We start from the raw sequence: 19,477 nt of genomic DNA on the forward strand, positions 1-19,477 counted from the left end.
ACAATGAAGGAATTGTGGAAACGCTATAATATTTGGCTAAACCATAGTTCCCCAGCATGCAGCTCCTAACGATCGGAATCAACCACCACACTGCGCCTGTCGCCTTGCGCGAACGCGTGGCGTTTCCGCTCGAACAAATCAAGCCGGCGCTGGACACCTTCAAGAGCGTGTGGCTCGGCACCACGTCCCGCACGGCGCCCGAAGCGGCGATTCTCTCCACCTGCAATCGCACCGAGCTCTACTGCGCGACCGACGACCAGGCCGCGCGCGAAGCCGCGATCCACTGGCTGTCCCGCTATCACAACCTGCCCATCGAGGAACTCGCGCCGCACGTCTACGCGCTGCCGCAGTCAGAAGCCGTGCGCCACGCGTTTCGCGTCGCGTCGGGGCTCGACTCCATGGTGCTGGGCGAAACGCAAATCGTCGGACAAATGAAAGATGCGGTGCGCACCGCGTCCGAAGCCGGCGCACTCGGCACGTATCTGAACCAGTTGTTCCAGCGCACCTTTGCCGTCGCGAAGGAAGTGCGCAGCACGACTGAAATCGGCGCGCAGTCTGTTTCCATGGCCGCCGCCGCAGTGCGGCTCGCGCAGCGCATCTTCGACAAGTTGTCGAACCAGCGCGTGCTGTTTATCGGCGCGGGCGAAATGATCGAGCTGTGCGCGACGCACTTCGCCGCGCAGCAGCCGCGCGAGCTGGTGGTCGCCAACCGCACTGCCGAGCGCGGCACGCGGCTCGCCGAGCGCTTCAACGGTCGCGCCATTCCGCTGTCGGAGCTGCCGGCGCGCATGCACGAGTTCGACATCATCGTGTCGTGCACGGCGTCCACGCTGCCTATCATCGGGCTCGGCGCAGTCGAGCGCGCCGTGAAAGCGCGTCGCCACCGGCCCATTTTCATGGTCGATCTGGCCGTTCCGCGCGACATCGAACCGGAAGTCGGCAAGCTCGAAGACGTGTTTCTCTATACCGTCGACGACCTCGGCGCGATCGTGCGCGCAGGCAATGCGTCGCGGCAGGCCGCGGTGGCGCAAGCCGAATCGATCATCGAAACCCGTGTCCAGAATTTCATGCAGTGGCTCGAAGCGCGCAGCATCGTGCCGGTGATCCGTCACATGCATACGCAAGCCGACGTGCTGCGTCGCGCCGAAGTCGAACGCGCGCAGAAAATGCTCGCGCGCGGCGACGATCCGGCTGCCGTCCTCGAGGCGCTGTCGCAAGCGCTCACCAACAAGCTGATCCACGGTCCCACGCACGCGCTGAACCGCGCGAGCGGCGAAAACCGCGACACGCTCATCGAACTGATGAGCGGCTTCTACAAACACTCGGGTTCCACCGAGCGTTAGCGGCGCACACGCCGCCGCCGTCCGCGCCGCCTGCCAGTGGCCCGCGACGTGCTTCCGTCCGGGCATTCGCCCATTTCCTGGTTGCCGTCCCTGCCGGAGCCCGCTCCGATACCCGCCCGATGAAAACGAGCATGCAACGCAAGCTCGACCAGCTGACTACCCGGCTGGCCGAACTGAACGACCTGTTGAGCCGCGAGGACATCACCTCGAACCTCGATCAATACCGCAAGCTCACCCGCGAACACGCCGAGCTTGGGCCAGTGGTCGAGCATTACGCGCTATGGCGCCAGGCCATGCACGACGCCGCCACCGCCCAAGAACTGCTGACCGACGCCTCCATGCGCGAGTTCGCGGAAGAGGAAATGCGCGCGGCGCGCGAGCGGATGGAGCAACTCGGCGGTGAACTGCAGAAAATGCTGCTGCCGAAAGACCCGAACGACGACCGCAACATCTTCCTCGAAATCCGCGCGGGGACGGGCGGCGACGAGTCCGCGCTGTTTGCGGGCGACCTGTTGCGCATGTATTTGCGCTTTGCCGAGCGCAGCCGCTGGCAAGTCGAGATGATGTCCGCCAGCGAATCCGATCTGGGCGGCTATAAGGAAGTGATCGTACGGATCGCGGGCGACGCCGCGTATTCCAAGCTGAAGTTCGAATCCGGCGGCCATCGCGTGCAGCGCGTGCCCGCCACCGAAACGCAGGGCCGCATTCACACGTCCGCGTGCACGGTGGCGGTCATGCCGGAAGCCGACGAAATCGGCGAGGTCGAAATCAATCCGGCCGACTTGCGGATCGACACGTTCCGCGCGTCCGGCGCGGGTGGGCAGCACATCAACAAGACCGATTCGGCCGTGCGGGTCACGCACTTGCCGACGGGCATCGTCGTCGAATGTCAGGACGACCGGTCGCAGCACAAGAACAAGGACCGCGCGCTCAAAGTGCTGGCCGCGCGCATCAAGGACAAGCAGGCGCACGAACAGCAGGCGAAGGAAGCCGCGACGCGTAAGAACCTCATCGGTTCGGGCGACCGCTCGGAGCGGATTCGCACCTACAACTTCCCGCAAGGGCGTCTGACAGATCATCGGATCAATCTGACGCTCTATCGCCTCGACGCGATCATGGACGGCGATCTGGAGGAACTGATCGGCGCACTCGTCAGCGAACATCAGGCCGAGCTGCTCGCTTCGCTTGGCGACGCGGATTAAGCGCCGTGACGTCCACTGGGCCGGACAACGCCGGCAACGCCGCCACGCCCGCCGCCTTGTTGCGCGCCACGCCGCTGCCACCGCTCGAAGCGCGGATTCTGCTCACGCACGTGCTCGGCTGGCGGCAAACGCAACTGATCACGCGGGCCGACGAAACGCTCGGCAGCGCCGACGTCGAGCGCTTTCTGGCGTTGCAGGCGCGGCGCGTCGCGGGTGAGCCGGTGGCGCAACTGGTCGGCGCCCGCGAATTCTTCGGGCTCGAATTCGAAGTCACGCCACATGTGCTGATTCCCCGGCCCGAAACCGAATTGCTGGTCGAAACGGCGCTCACGGCGATCGAAAATCTCACGCGCCCGCGCGTGCTGGACCTCGGCACCGGCACGGGCGCAATCGCGGTGGCGATCGCGTCGATGCGGCCCGATGCACACGTCCATGCGCTCGACCGCTCGGCCGAAGCGCTCGCGGTCGCCGCCCGCAATGCCGCGCGCCTGCTGGATGCCCGGCGCCCAGGCGGTGCCGTGACCTTCACTCAAAGCGACTGGTACGGCTCGCTCGGGGCCACGCTGGGCTTCGACGTGATTGTCAGCAATCCGCCGTATATCGCGAGCGGCGACCCGCATCTGTCGCAAGGCGATCTGCGCTACGAGCCACGCGGTGCGCTCACCGACGAAGCCGACGGCCTCAGCGCGATCCGCGCGATCGTCGCGGGCGCACCCGCACGGCTCGCGGCCCACGGCGTTCTGTGGATGGAGCATGGCTACGACCAGGCAGAAGCCGTGCGCGAACTGCTCGCCGCGCAAGGTTTCGTCGAAGTGGAATCGGCGCGCGATCTGGCGGGCATCGAACGGATCAGCGGCGGGCGGCTCGCCGGCTGAATGCGCCAGGCGCGAGACGCCGCCATCGCCGCCGTGAACGAATTGCCTGGCGAGCGCGGGCCGGTCTTACCGAAATCCGCTATCATTTCAGCCTATTCCCTACACATACCGGAACCGCAAGGTCAGTCATGGATACGCAACAACGCATCAAGCAAATCGTCGACGAAAACAACGTCGTGCTCTTCATGAAGGGCAGCGCCCAGTTCCCAATGTGCGGCTTCTCCGGCCGCGCCGTCCAGATCCTGAAGGCATGCAACGTGACCGAGTTCAAGACGGTCAACGTGCTCGAAGACGACGAAGTCCGCCAGGGCATCAAGCAGTTCTCGAACTGGCCGACCATTCCGCAGCTTTACGTGAAGGGCGAATTCGTCGGCGGCTCGGACATCATGATGGAAATGTACGAGTCGGGCGAATTGCAGCAACTGTTTGCCGCAGCCTGAACGTTCGCTTCAAGTTCTTCTGAGAAGGCGCCGCGAGCCATGGAAACACGCGCTGCGGCGCCGCGCCGCCTGGTCGTCGCGATAACTGGCGCGAGCGGCGCGATTTACGGCATCCGCTTGCTCGAAACGCTGCGCAAGCTCGGCGGCGTGGAAAGCCATCTGCTGATTTCCGGCGCGGGCTGGCTCAATATCCAGCACGAACTCAAGCTCGGCAAAGAAGACGTGCATCCGCTCGCGGATGTCGTCCACTCGGTGCGCGACGTGGGCGCGAGCGTTGCCTCCGGCTCGTTTTCGACAGACGGCATGATCGTCGCACCTTGCTCGATGAAAACGCTGGCGAGTGTCGCGCATGGTCTTTCGGACAACCTCATCACCCGCGCCGCCGATGTCACGCTCAAGGAGCGCCGCCGGCTCGTGCTGCTGGTGCGCGAAACGCCGCTCAACCTTGCGCATTTGCGCAATATGACGGCCGTCACCGAAATGGGCGGCGTGATTTTCCCGCCCTTGCCCGCCTTCTACAACCAGCCCGCCACGATCGACGACATGGTCGATCACACGGTTGCCCGCGTGCTCGATCTGTTCGCGCTCGGACCGCCGCTGTCGCCGGCGTGGACGGGTTTGCGCGGCGGCGAGTAGGTTTCGCCCGAGAGCCTCGTCGCATTGCTGGGTTGCCGGCAACACCTTCCGTCGATTACCAACAGCCGCAACACAATCAATTCCGCTTTCGCCCGTTTATCAAACAACGGTGCGGCTCTATATTGGCAGTAACCGAACTTTTGACCGCGCCTCGCGGCCGCGTCGCTGCCATGAACCGCTTACCTTCGCTCTTCCTTTCTCACGGCGCGCCGACGCTGCCGATCGACCCTTCGCTGCCTTCCGCGGAATTCGGCGTGCTCGGTGAGCAATTGCCGCGGCCCGAGGCGGTATTGATGCTGTCCGCCCATTGGGGCACTGCGCAGCCGGTCGCGAGCACGTCGACGGAGCCGGAAACCATCCACGACTTCTACGGATTTCCGCGTCAACTGTATGAGATTCAGTACCCGGCGCCGGGCGCGCCCGAGATTGCGCGACGCGCCGCCGTCCTGCTCGGCGAAAGCGGCATTCACGCCGACGCGCAGCCGCACGGGCTCGATCACGGCGCGTGGGTGCCGATGCTGCTGATGTTTCCCGACGCCGACGTGCCCGTCGCGCAGTTGTCGATCCAGCCGCACATGGACGCGCAGCATCACTTTCGCGTCGGCCGGGCGCTGCGCGCGCTGAGGGACCAAGGCGTGATGGTGATCGGTTCCGGCCAGATCACGCACAATCTGCGCGCCGCCGATTTTTCCGCGCGTCCCGAGGATGCGGACCCGCGCGTCGCCGAGTTCACCGACTGGTTCGAGGCGAAGCTCGCCGCGCATGACATCGACGCGTTGCTCGACTATCGCCGCCAGGCGCCGCACGCCGTGCTGATGCATCCGACCGACGAGCATCTGTTGCCGGTATTTGCAGCGCTCGGCGCCGCCGACGACGACTATTCGCTGGCCATTCAATCGCTCGGCACGTATCAGCGCTCGCTCGCGATGACGAACTACGTCTTCGGAACCGCCTGAGCTTCCGGGCACCGACGCGCCGCCCAACAAAAAGCCCGTCTGAGCAAAACTCAGACGGGCTTTTTTACCTCACATCAAATCGCGCCGGAACCGCACCTTAATCCGGCCGACAGACTTCAGCAGAGCGCGTTAATGCGCGCCCATGCCTTCGAGAACTTCGTCGTGCATTTCACGTTCGTCGAGATACTCCGAACGGTAGCCGCTATTCACGCCCCAATAATAGAAGCAGAGCGAGAACACGATCACCGTCAGCATGTCCCAGCCGTACGGCAGGATATTGTGACCGCCGAATTCCTTGCTGCCGATCAGCGACAGAACCGCCATGATCGGAAGGTAGGCGACGAGCCACCATGCCGCCTTCAGGTCGCGGCCCCAGCCGCCGAAGCCCGACTTCGCCTGGAAGTAGAAGTAGACCGGCAGCGCGACGACCATCAACAGAATGATTTCGCCCGTCAGCGGCCACTTGGCCCAGTACAGGATCAGCGACGCGCACACGAACGCGAACGGCGCGATGATCCGCATGCCCGGAATGCGCAGCGGGCGCTCGAGGTCCGTCGCCGCGCGGCGCAGCGCCATCAGGCTGATCGGACCCGTCAGGTACGAAATCACGGTCGCAACCGAAATCACCGCCGCGAGCGAACTCCAGCCGCGGAAGAAGAACAGGAAGATGAACGACACCAGCAGGTTGAACCACATCGCCTGACGCGGCACGCCGTAGAACGGGTGCACGTTGCCGAACATCTTCGGCATGGTGTTGTTGCGCTCCATCGCGTAAATCATGCGCGTAGTGGTCGCCATGTAGGTCGTGCCGGTGCCGCTCGGGCTCACGAACGCGTCCACATACAGCAGAATGGCCAGCCAGTTCAGGTTCAGCGCGATCGCCAGTTCCGCGAACGGCGAAGCGAAGTTGAAGTGACTCCAGCCCTTCATCACGTCGCTCGGGTTCACCGCGCCGATGTACGCGACCTGCAACAGCACGTAAATCACAAGCGCGAGCAGGATCGAGCCGATCACCGCGAACGGCACGCTCTTCGCCGGATTGCGCGCTTCACCCGCGAGGTTGATCGGGCTCTGGAAACCGTTGAACGCAAACACGATGCCGCTGGTCGCGACCGCCGTGAATACCGACGACCAGCCGTACGGCGCAAACGTGCTCGCCTCGCCGAAGTTTTCCTTGTGAAAACCGGTCAGCATCAAACCGAAGATCGTCGCGCCCGGAATCAGGAACTTGAAAATCGTGATGGCCGTATTGGCGCGCGCGAACAGCTTCACGCCCCAGTAATTCAGCAGGAAGTAGATGATCACAAGGGCCGCTGACAGCAGCAGCCCGTTCGATGTGAGCGATCCATTGACGAATAGCGCGTGCGCCCACGGATACGGCCACGTGCTCATATATTGAATGGATGCTTCGGCCTCGATCGGAATCACCGAAACGATGGCGATCCAGTTGGCCCACGCGCTGATGAACCCGACCAGTGCGCCGTGCGAATAGCGCGCGTAACGCACCATGCCGCCGGACTCCGGGAACATCGCGCCGAGTTCGGCGTAGGTGAGCGCAATCGCCAGAATCACGACAGCGCCGATAATCCACGCGCAGATCGCGGCCGGACCGGCGATCTTCGCGGCCTTCCAGGCGCCGAACAGCCACCCGGAACCGATGATGGAACCTAGCCCCGTCAGCATAAGTGCGAACGGCCCAATGTTCCGTTGAATAGAACTTTTCACGTCTTCTCCTGTTTCAGAACCATGTCGACATCCCGTGACCCGCGCTCGTGGCGCTGAAACGGGATGACGCGCATGCATGCGCGGCGGTTCCAATGGGTGCAACCGACGCGGGCGCGTAGTTTAACGGTTGCACCCGTCGCCTGTAGCTAAACTAAGGGTTCTCCCTAGCAAAAAGTTCAAAGGGTCAGCAAGGTTTGTAAGCAACTTTTTTCGACATCACCGCGAATATTTGTAAAGTTCCTGGGGTCTCTGTTGACCTTCTCTCGAAATCGCCGTATAACGTTCGGGCAGGATTTCAAGCGGCGAGTGAATTGGTCTTTCGTAGTTCGCCCATCAACGGTACTCCGGTTGGTCCCATTACCCCTTCCTTGATTTTCATGCACCCTCTGGGCTTCGGCCTTATTTACCATCTTTAGGAACAAGTAATATGGAAACCGGTACCGTCAAGTGGTTCAATGACGCAAAGGGCTTTGGCTTCATCACGCCGGACGGCGGCGGCGAAGATCTGTTCGCGCATTTCTCGGAAATCCGCACGGAAGGCTTCAAGACGCTGCAAGAAAACCAAAAGGTCACGTTTGAAGTCAAGACGGGCCCGAAGGGCAAGCAAGCTGCTAACATCAAGCCGGTGTAAGCGCTACAGCTTCCTTCTGGATGCGAAAAAACCCCGCCAAGGCGGGGTTTTTTTATATCCATCGAAATTGATCGCGGCGATTATCTTCGCAGTATGCGAGACGTGATTCGCTTATGCGCCCGGTTATGCGAACACGCGCCGCGCGTGAATGCCGAGCCCCGTCGCCACGCTGGCGAGCCGGTCGCCGAATACCGCTTCGGCATCCGGAAATGCAGCCGCCAAGGCGCCGGACAAGAACGCCAGACCCGTCGAGCCGCCCGTGAAGTAAACCGCGCTCACGTCCCGCCACGCAACGCCGGCGGTCTGCACCGTGTCGCGCGCCGCCTCTACGATGCGCCGCGTCTCTTCCTGTCCCGCCTCGATCAGTTGGGCTTCGTCGAATGCGAGGCGCAGGTCGCCTTCCACTTCATCGAGATCGATCAACGTCTCGCCGCCCGCCGCGACGCCGATCTTCGCCTCTTCGGCGTGCGCCGCCAGCGCGTGGCCAAAGCGCTGCTCCACCACGCGCATCAGACGGTCGTGATGCCTGACGTCGGTGAACAGATGCCGCATCAGACCGAGTTCGCTCGCCCGCTTGGGGGCATAGACGGTATTGATCAGGTGCCACGTCGCAAGGTCGAAATAGACGCGGTTCGGAATCTCGCGGCCCTCCGGATCGAGCGTCTGATAGCCGAGCTGGCGCAGAATCGTCGCGAGTTCCACGCGACGGTCGAAGTCCGTGCCCGCAACGTGCACGCCGTGATGCGCGAGCACATCGTCCTTACGCTCCACGCGCTGCATGCGCTCCGGTCCGACACGCACCAGCGAAAAGTCCGACGTACCGCCGCCGATGTCCGCCACCAGCACGAGCCCTTCTTTCGTCAGGCGCGATTCGTAGTCGAATGCCGCCGCGATCGGCTCATACTGAAAGTGAATCTCCCGCAAACCGACAGCGCGCGCGGCCGTTTCGAGCTGCGTCTGCGCCATCTGATCGGCGCGCGGGTCGTCGTCGACGAAAAATACCGGGCGGCCCAGCACCGCGCGCGCGATCGGCCCACCCGCGCTTTTCTCCGCCGAGCGCTTCAGATGGTCGAGGAAAATCGCGATCACGTCCGTGTACTTGATCGCGGAGCCGTCGCCGAGATCGGTGGAATTCTCGGCAAGCGGCGAGCCGAGAATGCTTTTCATGGAGCGCATCAGCCGGCCGTCGAAACCGTCGATGTACGCCGCGAGCGCCGCGCGCCCGAATTCACGCGTGTTTTCGTCGGTATTGAAGAAAACCGAGGTGGGCAGCGTTGTGTAGGCGCCTTCGACGGGCGCGAGCTTCAGCGCGGCGCCGTCGGGAACGGCAACGGCCGAATTGGAAGTACCGAAGTCAATCGCGCAATAGTTCATGGCAGGAATCGCCGCTCACGGCTGGCGCGGACAGGAAGGGGGAGCGGCTTTGTATCACGAAAGCCCGATTAGCATCAACTTGCCAATACAGCGGCCACGGCCAAACCGCGACCTCGCGCCAACGGAACAAAAATTGCTGACTCCGGCTGCTTACGCCGCCAATTTCCACAAATAAGGAGACCGGAAGCAATGAGCGCGCCGCCTGCCGCCGCTGTCGAGCGAAAAGCCGCCGACATCATCGAAACGGATCTGCCGTCGCGGCTCGACCGCCTGCCGTGGGGGCGCTTTCACACGCTGATCGTCGTGGCGCTCGGCGTGACGTGGCTGCTCGACGGCCTCGAAGTGACACTCGCGGGCGCGGTGGCGAGCGCGCTGAAATCGAGCCCGTCGTTGCAATTCACGAACGCGGAGGTGGGTCTTGCCGGCAGTGCTTACATCGCCGGCGCCGTGCTCGGCGCGCTCGGCTTTGGCTGGCTGACCGACCGGCTGGGCCGCCGCAAGCTCTTTTTCATCACGCTCGCGCTCTATCTGGCCGCCACCGCCGCGACGGCCGCGTCGTGGAATCTGGCCAGCTTCCTTCTGTTCCGTTTTCTGACGGGCGCGGGTATCGGCGGCGAATACACCGCGATTAATTCGACGATTCAGGAATTCACCCCGCCTCGCCTGCGCGGCTGGATCGATCTGGCGATCAACGGCACATTCTGGATCGGCGCGGGACTGGGCGCGGCCGGTTCGCTGATTTTGCTCGATCCGCATCTGCTACCGGGCGACTGGGGCTGGCGCGCGTGTTTTTTCATCGGCGCGGTGCTCGCGCTGACCGTTCTCCCGATGCGCATCTGGGTGCCCGAAAGCCCGCGCTGGCTGCTCACGCACGGCGACGAGCGCGACGCGCGGGCGATCGTCGAAAGAATCGAAACGCGTTTTCGCGACGAAGGCCACACGCTTTCCACCGACAGCTTCGCGCGGCTGCGCCTGCGCGCGCGCGGCCATACGCCGCTCGGCGAAGTGTTCCACACGCTTTTCAATGTGCATCGACGGCGCGCGCTGGTCGGCCTGTCGCTGATGACCGCGCAAGCGTTCTTCTACAACGCGATCTTTTTTACCTACGCGCTGGTGCTGACGGACTTCTACGGCGTGCCCGGCGACCATATCGGCTGGTATCTGCTGCCTTTCGCGCTCGGCAATTTTCTCGGGCCGCTGATACTCGGCCGGCTTTTCGACGTGATCGGGCGGCGCAAGATGATCGCCTCGACATACGGTCTGTCCGCGATCCTGCTGACGCTGAGCGGCTACCTGTTCGAGCAGCATATGCTGACGGTCGTCACGCAAACGGTCGCGTGGATGGTGATTTTCTTCTTCGCGTCCGCGGCGGCAAGTTCGGCATATCTGACGGTCAGCGAATCGTTTCCGTTGGAGATCCGCGCGCTCGCGATTGCGGTGTTCTACGCGTTCGGCACGGCGCTCGGCGGAATCGTCGGCCCCGCCTTCTTCGGACGGCTGATCGACACGCATCAGCGCAGCGAAGTGTTTTCGGGCTATCTGGTGGGTTCCGCGCTGATGCTCGCGGCCGCCGTCGTCGCGGCGATCTGGGGCGTGGATGCGGAGCGCAAGTCGCTGGAACACGTCGCGACGCCGCTTTCGAGCGTGACGGACGAAGCGCCATAAAAAAACGCGCGGCCAGCGTCGCGCGTTGTCCTTGAAGCCGGGCGCCGCAAGCGGCTCAGAATGGCTTCTTCCAGCCGCCGCCGAACGCAATTTCCGCCACCGGCAAGCGCTGGCGCACCGACTTCTCGCGTTCGCGCAGAACCGGATCGAGCTTGTCGACGTCGCCGTAATGGCCGACCGAAATGATCGCGATCGGTTCGACATCGTTCGGCAAATCAAATGCCGTACGGAACGCGTTCGGATCGAAGCCGCTCATCTGATGCGCGGCGAGACCGAGCGCATGCGCCTGCAGCACGAGCGCCATGGCGGCCGCGCCGGCGTCGTATTGCGCGCAGCGATTCACTTCACCCTTGCTGGTGCGCGTGTGCGCGGTCACGGCGATCAGCACCGGCGCCGGTGCATTCCAGCCCTGATTGAACGGCACGAGGGTCGCGAACGCCCGCTTGAACGCGACTTCATCGACGCTGCGGTCGAACACCAGGAAACGCCACGGCTGTGCGTTATACGACGAAGGCGCCCAGCGTGCCGCTTCGAGCAAAGCGTGCAGGTTCTCGCGGCTCACCGGCTCGCTCGAATACGCGCGCGGGCTCCAGCGGCCGGCGATCAGCTCGTGAATGGCAACTTGAGTTGGGGCGGGTTTGTGGGTCATGCGCTTCTCTCGGTAGAAATTCATGATCGCGGGCGGTTGCCCGGGGCCACATAGCATAACCGGGGTTGGGAGCGAGCGCTCCGGGAAGCGCGCGATTGCTTTTCCGCCGACGTGGAAAGGCGCGAGGGCGGCAGTGCAACGGTTCGCGCCCGGCCCGCGCGCTAGATGGCCTGCGGTTGCGGCGCCTTGGCCGGCCGGTTGATTCGCAGAACGATCATCGCGGCCACGAGGCACAGCCCGCCCGAAATCATCGACGCCACCGTGTAAGTGCCCAGGCTCGCGCGCAACATGCCCGCGCCGAGCGCCGCGAACGCCGCGCCGAGCTGATGGCCGGCCACCACCCAGCCGAACACGACGGGCGCGGATTCCTTGCCGTAGACGTCCGTCGCGAGCCGCACCGTCGGCGGCACCGTGGCAATCCAATCGAGCCCGTAAAACACGGCGAAAAGCGGCAAGCCGAAGAAGTCGATGCCGAAAGCGTGCGGCAGATACATCAGCGACAGGCCGCGCAGCCCGTAATACCAGAACAGCAGCACGCGGCTATTGAAGCGGTCCGACAGCCAGCCCGACAACGTCGTGCCGAACAGGTCGAAAATGCCCATCGCGGCGAGCAGCGACGCGCCCTGCACTTCCGACATGCCGTAGTCGCCGCACATCGCGATCAGGTGCGTGCCGACATAGCCGTTCGTGCTCGCGCCGCAAATAAAGAAGCTGAAGAACAGCAGCCAGAAGTCGCGTGTCCTGCTCGCCATGGCGAGCGTGCCGAATGCGATTGCGAGCGGATTCTGTCTGGTCGCCGAGGCCGTGACGGGCGCGTCGTGCGCTTCGCCATACGGACGCTGCTCGACGTCGGACGGACGCTCCGGCAACAGGAACGCGACCAGCGGCAACACGATCGCCGCGGCCGCTGCGACGACCCACACGACCTGACGCCAGCCGTAATGCTCGGCGATGGCCGCCAGCATCGGCAGGAACACGAGTTGGCCGGTCGCGGAACTGGCCGTGAGAATACCCATGACGAGCCCGCGATGCGTGGTGAACCAGCGCGTCACGACGGTCGCCGACAGCGATAGCGCCGCGACGCCTGTCGCGCCGCCCACCATCACGCCCCAAACGAGGACCATTTGCCAAGGCTGTGTCATCAACGAAGAGAGGGCCACGCCCGCGGCCATGGTGCCGAGCGCGATCAGCAGCGTGGGACGCACGCCGAACCGCTGCATGGCCGCCGCCGCGAACGGGCCCATCAGCCCGTACAGCGCAATGTTCACCGAAATAGCCAGCGAGATGGTCGCGCGGCTCCAGCCGAACTGGTGTTCCAGCGGCACCATCATCACGCTCGGCGTGGCGCGCGTGCCGGCCGCCGCCAGCAAGACGAGAAACACCACGGCGACGGTCAGCCAGCCGTAGTGAAAACGCCCGCCTATCAGTCTTGTTGCCCAGTTCATCGGCTCTCCTATCGGCGCGGGGTCGGCCCGGCGCGCCGCTCATATTATTACGGCTTCGGTAAAGGGCTTGTGACAGATCAGTCACAATGGTGTTGCGATGTTAGTTACTGATCGGTAACATGTCAAGGCGTCAATTGAATTCAGGGGCAACGTCATGTCTGAAAGCGAAACATCCAAACCCGCGGCTTCCCGCTCCGCCTCGCGGCGCGCGCGCGGTGCTCAGACGACGGGGCCGCAAGCGCAGCAGCATTTGCTGCGCGCCGCCGACGAGCTGTTCTACCGTGAAGGCGTGCGCGCGGTCGGCGTGGATGCGGTTGTGGAGCGAGCCGGCGTCAACAAGATGAGCCTGTACCGCCAGTTTTCGTCGAAGGACGAGTTGGTCATGGCTTATCTGGAGCGCAAGGACGCGCAGTTCTTCGGCTATGTCGAGAAGAGTTTTGCGAAACATCCGGGCGAACCGGCCCGGCAGCTTCAGCAATATTTTGACGACCTCGCGGCGCGGGCGTCGCTCGAAGGCTATCGCGGCTGCCCTTTCGTGAATGTCGCGGTCGAATTTTCGGATACCGCGCATGCCGCGCGGCAGTTCGTGTTCCGCAACAAGGAACGCCTGCTCGCGCGCCTGACGGAACTGGCGACCGCCGCCGGCGCGGGCGATCCCGAGACGCTCGCCAACGCGCTGGCTTTGCTGATCGAAGGCGTGTACGCAGCGAGCCAGACTTACCGCGCGGGTTCCGGGCCGGTTCTCGCCGCGCCGAAAGCCGCTGCGTTGCTGATTGCGGCGGCGTGCGGGGCGCAGTCGGCGGGTTGATCGGCGGGTTGATCGGCGATTGATGGGCAGTCTTGGCCTGGCTTAGCCGACGCCCCCATGCGCCGTTAAAATGGCGCCTTCCCTTTCGTTTTTCCTTTTCCGCTTGCCATGCCGCTGTCCGCTGAATCGCACGACGCTGTCGTTGCCGCCACCCGCCACTGGCTGACCGAAGCCGTGATCGGACTCAATCTGTGTCCGTTTGCGAAAGCCGTGCACGTCAAGGGGCAAATCCGCTACGCCGTCAGCGAGGCGACGGACCTCGAAGGCGTGCTGGCCGATCTCGAAATCGAACTCAACGCGCTCGTCGCCGCCGATCCGGCCACGCTGGACACCACGCTGCTGATCCTGCCCGAGGCGTTAGGCGACTTTCTCGAATACAACGACGCGCTTTTCTTCGCCGACCGAATGCTGAAGCAGTTGCGCCTCGAAGGCATTCTGCAGATTGCGAGCTTCCATCCGGCATATCAGTTCGAAGGCACCGAAGCCGACGACATCGAGAACTACACGAATCGCGCGCCCTACCCGATCCTGCATCTGCTGAGAGAAGACAGCATCGAGCGCGCGGTTCAGGCGTTTCCCGACGCCGAAGACATTTACGAGCGGAATCGGGAAACACTCCGGCGAATCGGGCTCGCCGGCTGGAACACGCTGATGAAACGCTGATTCGGGCTCAAACGAAGAACCGCTCTTTCAGTTCTTCGATGCCGAGCGTCTGCATCACCTCGTTGAGCCGGTCGGCGGGCCGCCGCCTCGGCAGATCCTTGAACTGCGCGATGATCAGCTCGTTTTTCATGGAATGCTCCCATCCCACGAGTTCGGTCACGCTGACCTGATAACCGTGCGCTTCCAGCTGTAAGCAGCGCAGCACGTTCGTGATCTGGCTGCCAAATTCGCGCGTATGCAGCGGATGCCGCCAGATTTCCGTCAACGCGTTGCCGAGCGATTTGCTCTTGTTCTGGCGCAAAACCCCTGCCACTTCGGCCTGACAGCACGGCACGACCACGATGTACTTCGCTTTCTTTTCGAGCGCGAAGCGGATGGCGTCGTCGGTTGCGGTATTGCAGGCATGCAATGCGGTGACGATGTCGATCTGCGCCGGCAGGCGCTCCGACGTGATTGACTCGGCCACCGACAGATTCAAAAACGACATCCCCGTAAAACCCAGCCGCGCGGCCAACTCTTCCGACCGCGTGACGAGTTCCTCGCGCGTTTCAATGCCGTAAATGTGCGACGCCCCACCCCCGGCGTCCTGAAATTCCTTGAAGAACAGGTCATACAGGATAAAACCTAGATATGACTTGCCCGCGCCGTGATCGACGAGCGTCAGCGCGCCCTGCTGATCGCGCAGGTCTTTGAGCAGCGGCTCGATGAACTGAAACAGGTGGTACACCTGTTTCAGCTTGCGACGGCTGTCCTGATTCATCTTGCCGTCGCGCGTGAGGATGTGAAGCTCCTTCAGCAATTCGACGGACTGGTTTGGGCGGATTTCGTGGGTTTTGCTGGACATCGTGGGGAAACCGTCGGCAATTGCAACGCGAACGTGCGACAGATGACGGAAAAAGGGAAAAGTTGCTGCCAGTTTACCCAAACCACGGGCCTCTCACCGAAGAGCGGCGCGAAGGAGCCTGGAAGCGGCCCATTTCGGGAACGCTTCGTGCTCTTGACGGCACGGCGTGGGACCGTTTTTGTGCGGCGCAGAACCGCCGCGCGCCGCCGCAGTCCCAAGTACGTATGCCGTGGTGCCCATAACAATAGAACTGTCGGTCGTGGCGACGAACCGGACCGGATGTATGTGGGGAGGGCGGCCCGGTAACACGGTGCCGAACGTTACCTAACCGCGGCGCGCCGCGATTCTCGACTGAACGCGCGCTCGGCTAATAGAAGAGGCAGCAATGGATACGGTACCCAACGGAAACGTCGAACAGAAATTCCAGGAAATGATGGCAAAGCTGACCGCGATGCCCGCCTGGTCCGAAAAGCAGCAACTGGAACTGGAGATGGCCCGCGACATCTCCACCGAAATGCTCCGTCTCGCGGAGCTGATGCGCGACGGCAGCGTCGACATGGAAACTTGCCTCACGCTGCTCAAGTACGCCAAAGTGCTGGACTTCGTGATGACGACACTCGCCTCGCGGCGCGACATCAAACCGCAAACACTGCGGGTCATTTTCAAGCTCGCCGGCCTCAAGGTGGACGAGGCCTATCCGAGCTGAGCCGAAAGCTGGGACGAGGCGTCGAGACAACCTCGAACCAGCGCGACGACTCGCGCGAGCGGCCTTGGCGCCGCTCGCCTCCTCCGCGAGTCGGCACCGCGGCTCTGTGCCCCCGGGATGCAGCCACTCAGGCGCGCGGCGCTTCCGCCGGCGGCGTGCCCTCGTGGAAGAGCGTCCTCAATTGCGAGCGCAATTCCGGCGAATCAGTATGTTTGTGCACGCTGACGGCATGCTGCACGGCTGCGTCGAGCAGTTCGTCTTCGTTATCGGCCGAGAGCGCGACGGTGCAATTCATTTCGCTGGGGTATTCGCGGCAGTCGATGTAGTGGCGAGTCATGGCAGTCTCCTTGATCCAGCAGGTTTGGACATCCACGCAGGCACGAGGCGCGAACGCCGACGCGCACTCGTCACGCCGCGGCATGCGGCACGGCGAATGGTGGGTCGGTTGAATTGACGCGGGAAAGACGCGAATGCGCCCAATGGAAGGTGTCCCAAAAGTATAGTTCGCGATGCTGAATAGCAAAGCGGTGGCGTGCGTGGGCTGTAGCGTGCGTGGGCGGTCAGCGCGAGCGCGGGAATCCGGCTTGCGGCAAACATCGGACGGCAGGCGCGTTTGCTCCACGTTGTCTATGGTGTGAAAATAGCGCCCTTCGCGGCGCCTGAAGGTGGCTAAAGGCGCCTTCGGCGCGCCTCATGTCCTTGTCGGCGCCTTCGCACCTTCCCGCCGTGCGTTCCAGCGGCGAGTCACGTCTTTTGTTGATCCGCATGTCATCTTCGTTCGATTCCGCCCGCGTCGCCGTCATCGGCGGCGGCCCCGCCGGCTTGATGGCCGCCGAGGCACTGTCCCTGCAAGGCGTTCAGGTCGACGTCTATGACGCGATGCCCTCCGTCGGCCGCAAATTTCTGATGGCGGGCAAAGGCGGCATGAACATCACCCATTCGGAAGCGCCAGAGCCGTTTCTCGACCGATACGGCAAGCGCCGTGAATGGATCGCGCCGCTGTTGCACACGTTCGGCCCGGACGCGTTGCGCGCCTGGTTGCGAGGGCTCGGAGTCGAGACCTTTGTCGGCAGCTCCGGCCGCGTTTTTCCGACCGACATGAAAGCCGCGCCGATGCTGCGCGCGTGGCTGCATCGATTGAAGGAAGCGGGCGTGCGCTTTCACATGCGGCACAAGTGGACCGGCTGGCAGACGGGCGCCGAAACCGGCACCACGCAGACGCTGCGCTTCGCCACGCCCGAGGGCGAGCAGTGGGTCACGTGCGCCGCCGTCGTATTGGCGCTCGGCGGCGCAAGCTGGCCGCGCCTGGGCTCGGACGCCGCCTGGGTTCCGCTGATCACCTCCCGCGACGTGCCCGTGCGCGAGTTGCAACCCGCGAATTGCGGCTTCGACGCCGACTGGAGCCCTTATCTACGCGAGCGTTTCGCGGGTCAGCCGGTGAAATCCGTAGCCATTTCACTGACCGATGTAGACAAACAAGTCCACAATCGACAAGGTGAAATACTTCTGACCGAAACGGGCCTCGAAGGCAGTCTGATTTACGCGTTGTCCGCGTCGATTCGCGATCGAATCGCGGCCGACGGCGAACTCACCATCACGCTGGATCTGGCGCCAGGCTTGACTTTAGAGCGAGTCGTCGGGGAAGTGACGCGGCCGCGCGGCTCGCGGTCGATGTCGAGTCACCTTCACGGAAGAATCGGAATTAGCGGCGCAAAACTCGCACTGCTGCACGAAATTTTGCCGAAGGAAGTCTTCGCCGATGCCGCCCGCCTCGCACACGCGATCAAGGCGTTGCCGGTGCGCCTCGCGCGCGCCCGGCCGATTGCGGAAGCGATCAGCAGCGCCGGCGGTATTCCGTTCGAGGCACTGGACCAGCAACTGATGATCGAGCGTCTGCCCGGCGTGTTTTGCGCGGGCGAAATGCTCGATTGGGAAGCGCCGACGGGCGGTTATTTGCTGACCGCCTGTTTTGCCAGCGGTCTGGTGGCGGGGCGAGGCGCGGCGGCCTTTGTCGGAGTTGTCGAAACACGCGCGGGGTGAAATTTGGCGCGCTGCCGCGTTTCACATGCTCGCTTCAGGCACGCGCCTTCAGACGCCACAATGACGTGATTTCAGCCATCCGCGCCGCGTGGAGCGGATCGCTTTCATCAGTCGATTTCGGATGGCGTGGCCGAATATCCTCGCGTCCCAGGACCGTCAGTCCGGCCTTCTCGATCGCCTCAAGCAGCCACTCGCGCGTCCGCAACCCGAGATGCTCCGCGAAATCCGACAGAATCAGCCAGCCTTCGCCGCCGGGCGATAGATGCTGCGCCAAGCCATTGAGGAACCCGAGCAGCATGCGGCTTTCCGGATCGTAGATCGCATATTCGATCGGCGAAGCGGGCCGCGCCGGCAGCCACGGCGGATTGCACACGACGAGCGGCGCGCGTCCTTCAGGAAAGAGGTCCGCCTGCACGACGTCGACTTGCTGTTCGCACCCGAGACGCGCGATATTTTCGCGTGCGCAGGCAAGCGCCCGCGAGTCTTGGTCCGTGGCGACGATTTTTTTCACGCCGCGCTTGGCGAGCAACGCGGACAACACGCCGGTACCGGTGCCGATGTCGAATGCCTTATTCAACGAAGGCAGCGCCGCGCGCGCGACGAGATCGATATATTCACCGCGCACCGGCGAAAACACGCCGTAATGCGGATGAATGCGATCGCCGAGCGCGGGAATCTCGACGCCCTTCTTGCGCCACTCATGCGCGCCGATCAACCCGAGCAATTCGCGCAGCGACACGACCGATGCTTCATCGGCCGGCGGCCCATACGTTTCGATGCACGCCTCGCGCACGTCCGGAGCACGGCGCAGCGGAATCGTGTACGCGCCGTCGAGCGGAATCAGGATCATGCCGAGCGTGCGTGCGCGCTGCGATTGAGTCTGCCGATGCAGATTAAACGCCTCGAGCGGCGTTGCGCCCTGCTTGCGCGGCTTGCGCTCCAGCCGCCGCGTGACCGCCTGCAACAGTTGGCGCGCGTTCTGGAAGTCGCCGTTCCACAGGAGCGCGGTGCCTTCGCAGGCGAGCCGGTAGGCCGAGTCGGCGGTCGTCCGGTCATCGGCGACGACTACCCGTTTGGGCGGCGGCACCGCCGCTTCGGAGCGCCAACGCGCGGTGCGCGGGCCGTCGGCTTCGGGCCAGGTGATGCTTGCAGAGCTGGTCATGGTGAGGTGGGTCGCGTTGCGACAGCGCCTCGCGGCGCGCAGTCGATCGTGAGGCTTGCCCTAAAGTAGACAATTTTGTCCACAATCGACAAGGTGAAAGAGATATGGCGATTTCGAGCCTTTGAATCGCTCACCAAAGGCTCGCCCGTTGCCGGTGAAGCGGTGCTCGTTCAATCCGCCGGGCCAATAAAAAACGGGGTTCCTGACTGAACAGAAACCCCGTTTCGTACAACTGGTGCCGGCTGCAGGACTCGAACCCGCCACCTCATGATTACAAGTCAAGCGCTCTACCTGATGAGCTAAGCCGGCATGA

19 protein-coding genes and 1 tRNA gene are annotated in these 19,477 nt (G+C 63.4%); 12 read left to right on the top strand and 8 right to left on the bottom strand.

The window, feature by feature from the left end:
* Nucleotides 1-56 precede the first annotated feature (56 nt).
* From hemA to VOM14_RS25650, 6 genes are all read left to right on the top strand, one after another.
* Nucleotides 57-1,343: a glutamyl-tRNA reductase gene (hemA, locus tag VOM14_RS25625; RefSeq protein WP_327631563.1), complete on the top strand. Its 1,287-nt coding sequence runs from the start codon at nt 57-59 to the stop codon at nt 1,341-1,343.
* A 119-nt stretch (nt 1,344-1,462) separates the two neighbouring features.
* Nucleotides 1,463-2,545 carry a peptide chain release factor 1 gene (gene prfA, locus VOM14_RS25630; protein WP_327631564.1) on the top strand — a complete coding sequence of 361 codons (1,083 nt, stop codon included), beginning with the start codon at nt 1,463-1,465 and terminating at the stop codon, nt 2,543-2,545.
* Between the two features lie 5 nt (nt 2,546-2,550).
* Nucleotides 2,551-3,420 (top strand): peptide chain release factor N(5)-glutamine methyltransferase, encoded by an 870-nt coding sequence (prmC, locus tag VOM14_RS25635; RefSeq protein WP_327631565.1) that lies wholly within the window; start codon nt 2,551-2,553, stop codon nt 3,418-3,420.
* 128 nt (nt 3,421-3,548) lie between these two features.
* Nucleotides 3,549-3,860 carry a Grx4 family monothiol glutaredoxin gene (grxD, locus tag VOM14_RS25640; protein ID WP_327631566.1) on the top strand — a complete coding sequence of 104 codons (312 nt, stop codon included), beginning with the start codon at nt 3,549-3,551 and terminating at the stop codon, nt 3,858-3,860.
* Between the two features lie 39 nt (nt 3,861-3,899).
* On the top strand, nt 3,900-4,496 hold the full coding sequence (locus VOM14_RS25645; RefSeq protein ID WP_327631567.1) for a UbiX family flavin prenyltransferase: 597 nt from the start codon (nt 3,900-3,902) through the stop codon (nt 4,494-4,496).
* Between the two features lie 170 nt (nt 4,497-4,666).
* A complete protein-coding gene (locus VOM14_RS25650) occupies nt 4,667-5,452 on the top strand; it encodes a DODA-type extradiol aromatic ring-opening family dioxygenase (protein ID WP_327631568.1) in 786 nt (261 codons plus the stop codon).
* 129 nt (nt 5,453-5,581) lie between these two features.
* Here the strand turns inward: VOM14_RS25650 and VOM14_RS25655 are convergent, their stop codons facing one another.
* The gene (locus VOM14_RS25655; RefSeq protein WP_327631569.1) at nt 5,582-7,177 is read right to left on the bottom strand and encodes an APC family permease; all 1,596 of its coding nucleotides are present in this window, start codon (nt 7,175-7,177) and stop codon (nt 5,582-5,584) included.
* 427 nt (nt 7,178-7,604) lie between these two features.
* Here VOM14_RS25655 and VOM14_RS25660 point away from each other — a divergent pair, with 427 nt between their 5' ends.
* Complete coding sequence (locus tag VOM14_RS25660; RefSeq protein ID WP_007180251.1) at nt 7,605-7,808, top strand: cold-shock protein; 204 nt, start codon at nt 7,605-7,607, stop codon at nt 7,806-7,808.
* 123 nt (nt 7,809-7,931) lie between these two features.
* Here VOM14_RS25660 and VOM14_RS25665 read toward each other — a convergent pair whose 3' ends face one another.
* Nucleotides 7,932-9,182 carry an Hsp70 family protein gene (locus VOM14_RS25665; protein WP_327631570.1) on the bottom strand — a complete coding sequence of 417 codons (1,251 nt, stop codon included), beginning with the start codon at nt 9,180-9,182 and terminating at the stop codon, nt 7,932-7,934.
* 189 nt (nt 9,183-9,371) lie between these two features.
* Here VOM14_RS25665 and VOM14_RS25670 point away from each other — a divergent pair, with 189 nt between their 5' ends.
* The gene (locus VOM14_RS25670; RefSeq protein ID WP_327631571.1) at nt 9,372-10,847 is read left to right on the top strand and encodes an MFS transporter; all 1,476 of its coding nucleotides are present in this window, start codon (nt 9,372-9,374) and stop codon (nt 10,845-10,847) included.
* A gap of 55 nt (nt 10,848-10,902) precedes the next feature.
* Here VOM14_RS25670 and VOM14_RS25675 read toward each other — a convergent pair whose 3' ends face one another.
* Both VOM14_RS25675 and VOM14_RS25680 read right to left on the bottom strand, forming a co-directional pair.
* Nucleotides 10,903-11,496 carry a nitroreductase family protein gene (locus VOM14_RS25675; protein WP_327631572.1) on the bottom strand — a complete coding sequence of 198 codons (594 nt, stop codon included), beginning with the start codon at nt 11,494-11,496 and terminating at the stop codon, nt 10,903-10,905.
* A gap of 161 nt (nt 11,497-11,657) precedes the next feature.
* Nucleotides 11,658-12,941 (bottom strand): MFS transporter, encoded by a 1,284-nt coding sequence (locus VOM14_RS25680; protein WP_327631573.1) that lies wholly within the window; start codon nt 12,939-12,941, stop codon nt 11,658-11,660.
* Between the two features lie 154 nt (nt 12,942-13,095).
* Between VOM14_RS25680 and VOM14_RS25685 the strand changes: the two genes are divergently transcribed.
* Both VOM14_RS25685 and VOM14_RS25690 read left to right on the top strand, forming a co-directional pair.
* A complete protein-coding gene (locus VOM14_RS25685) occupies nt 13,096-13,749 on the top strand; it encodes a TetR/AcrR family transcriptional regulator (protein WP_327631574.1) in 654 nt (217 codons plus the stop codon).
* A 108-nt stretch (nt 13,750-13,857) separates the two neighbouring features.
* Entirely contained in the window at nt 13,858-14,412 is a 555-nt protein-coding gene (locus VOM14_RS25690; protein WP_327631575.1) for a DUF1415 domain-containing protein, read from the top strand.
* A gap of 7 nt (nt 14,413-14,419) precedes the next feature.
* Here the strand turns inward: VOM14_RS25690 and VOM14_RS25695 are convergent, their stop codons facing one another.
* Nucleotides 14,420-15,256 carry a class I SAM-dependent methyltransferase gene (locus tag VOM14_RS25695; RefSeq protein WP_327631576.1) on the bottom strand — a complete coding sequence of 279 codons (837 nt, stop codon included), beginning with the start codon at nt 15,254-15,256 and terminating at the stop codon, nt 14,420-14,422.
* 385 nt (nt 15,257-15,641) lie between these two features.
* Between VOM14_RS25695 and VOM14_RS25700 the strand changes: the two genes are divergently transcribed.
* Nucleotides 15,642-15,962 carry a DNA-binding protein gene (locus VOM14_RS25700; protein ID WP_327631577.1) on the top strand — a complete coding sequence of 107 codons (321 nt, stop codon included), beginning with the start codon at nt 15,642-15,644 and terminating at the stop codon, nt 15,960-15,962.
* Nucleotides 15,963-16,089: 127 nt separating this feature from the next.
* On the opposite strand, the gene VOM14_RS25705 is transcribed toward VOM14_RS25700, so the two are convergent.
* Entirely contained in the window at nt 16,090-16,299 is a 210-nt protein-coding gene (locus VOM14_RS25705) for a DUF1059 domain-containing protein (RefSeq protein ID WP_327631578.1), read from the bottom strand.
* Between the two features lie 428 nt (nt 16,300-16,727).
* Between VOM14_RS25705 and VOM14_RS25710 the strand changes: the two genes are divergently transcribed.
* Entirely contained in the window at nt 16,728-18,002 is a 1,275-nt protein-coding gene (locus VOM14_RS25710; RefSeq protein WP_327631579.1) for a TIGR03862 family flavoprotein, read from the top strand.
* 34 nt (nt 18,003-18,036) lie between these two features.
* Here VOM14_RS25710 and VOM14_RS25715 read toward each other — a convergent pair whose 3' ends face one another.
* Nucleotides 18,037-19,164: a class I SAM-dependent methyltransferase gene (locus VOM14_RS25715; RefSeq protein ID WP_327631580.1), complete on the bottom strand. Its 1,128-nt coding sequence runs from the start codon at nt 19,162-19,164 to the stop codon at nt 18,037-18,039.
* A gap of 233 nt (nt 19,165-19,397) precedes the next feature.
* Nucleotides 19,398-19,473: transfer RNA gene (locus VOM14_RS25720), tRNA-Thr, on the bottom strand.
* Between the last annotated feature and the right edge of the window lie 4 nt (nt 19,474-19,477).

Source organism: Paraburkholderia sp. MPAMCS5, assembly GCF_036016995.1.
In the GTDB taxonomy this organism is placed as follows: domain Bacteria; phylum Pseudomonadota; class Gammaproteobacteria; order Burkholderiales; family Burkholderiaceae; genus Paraburkholderia.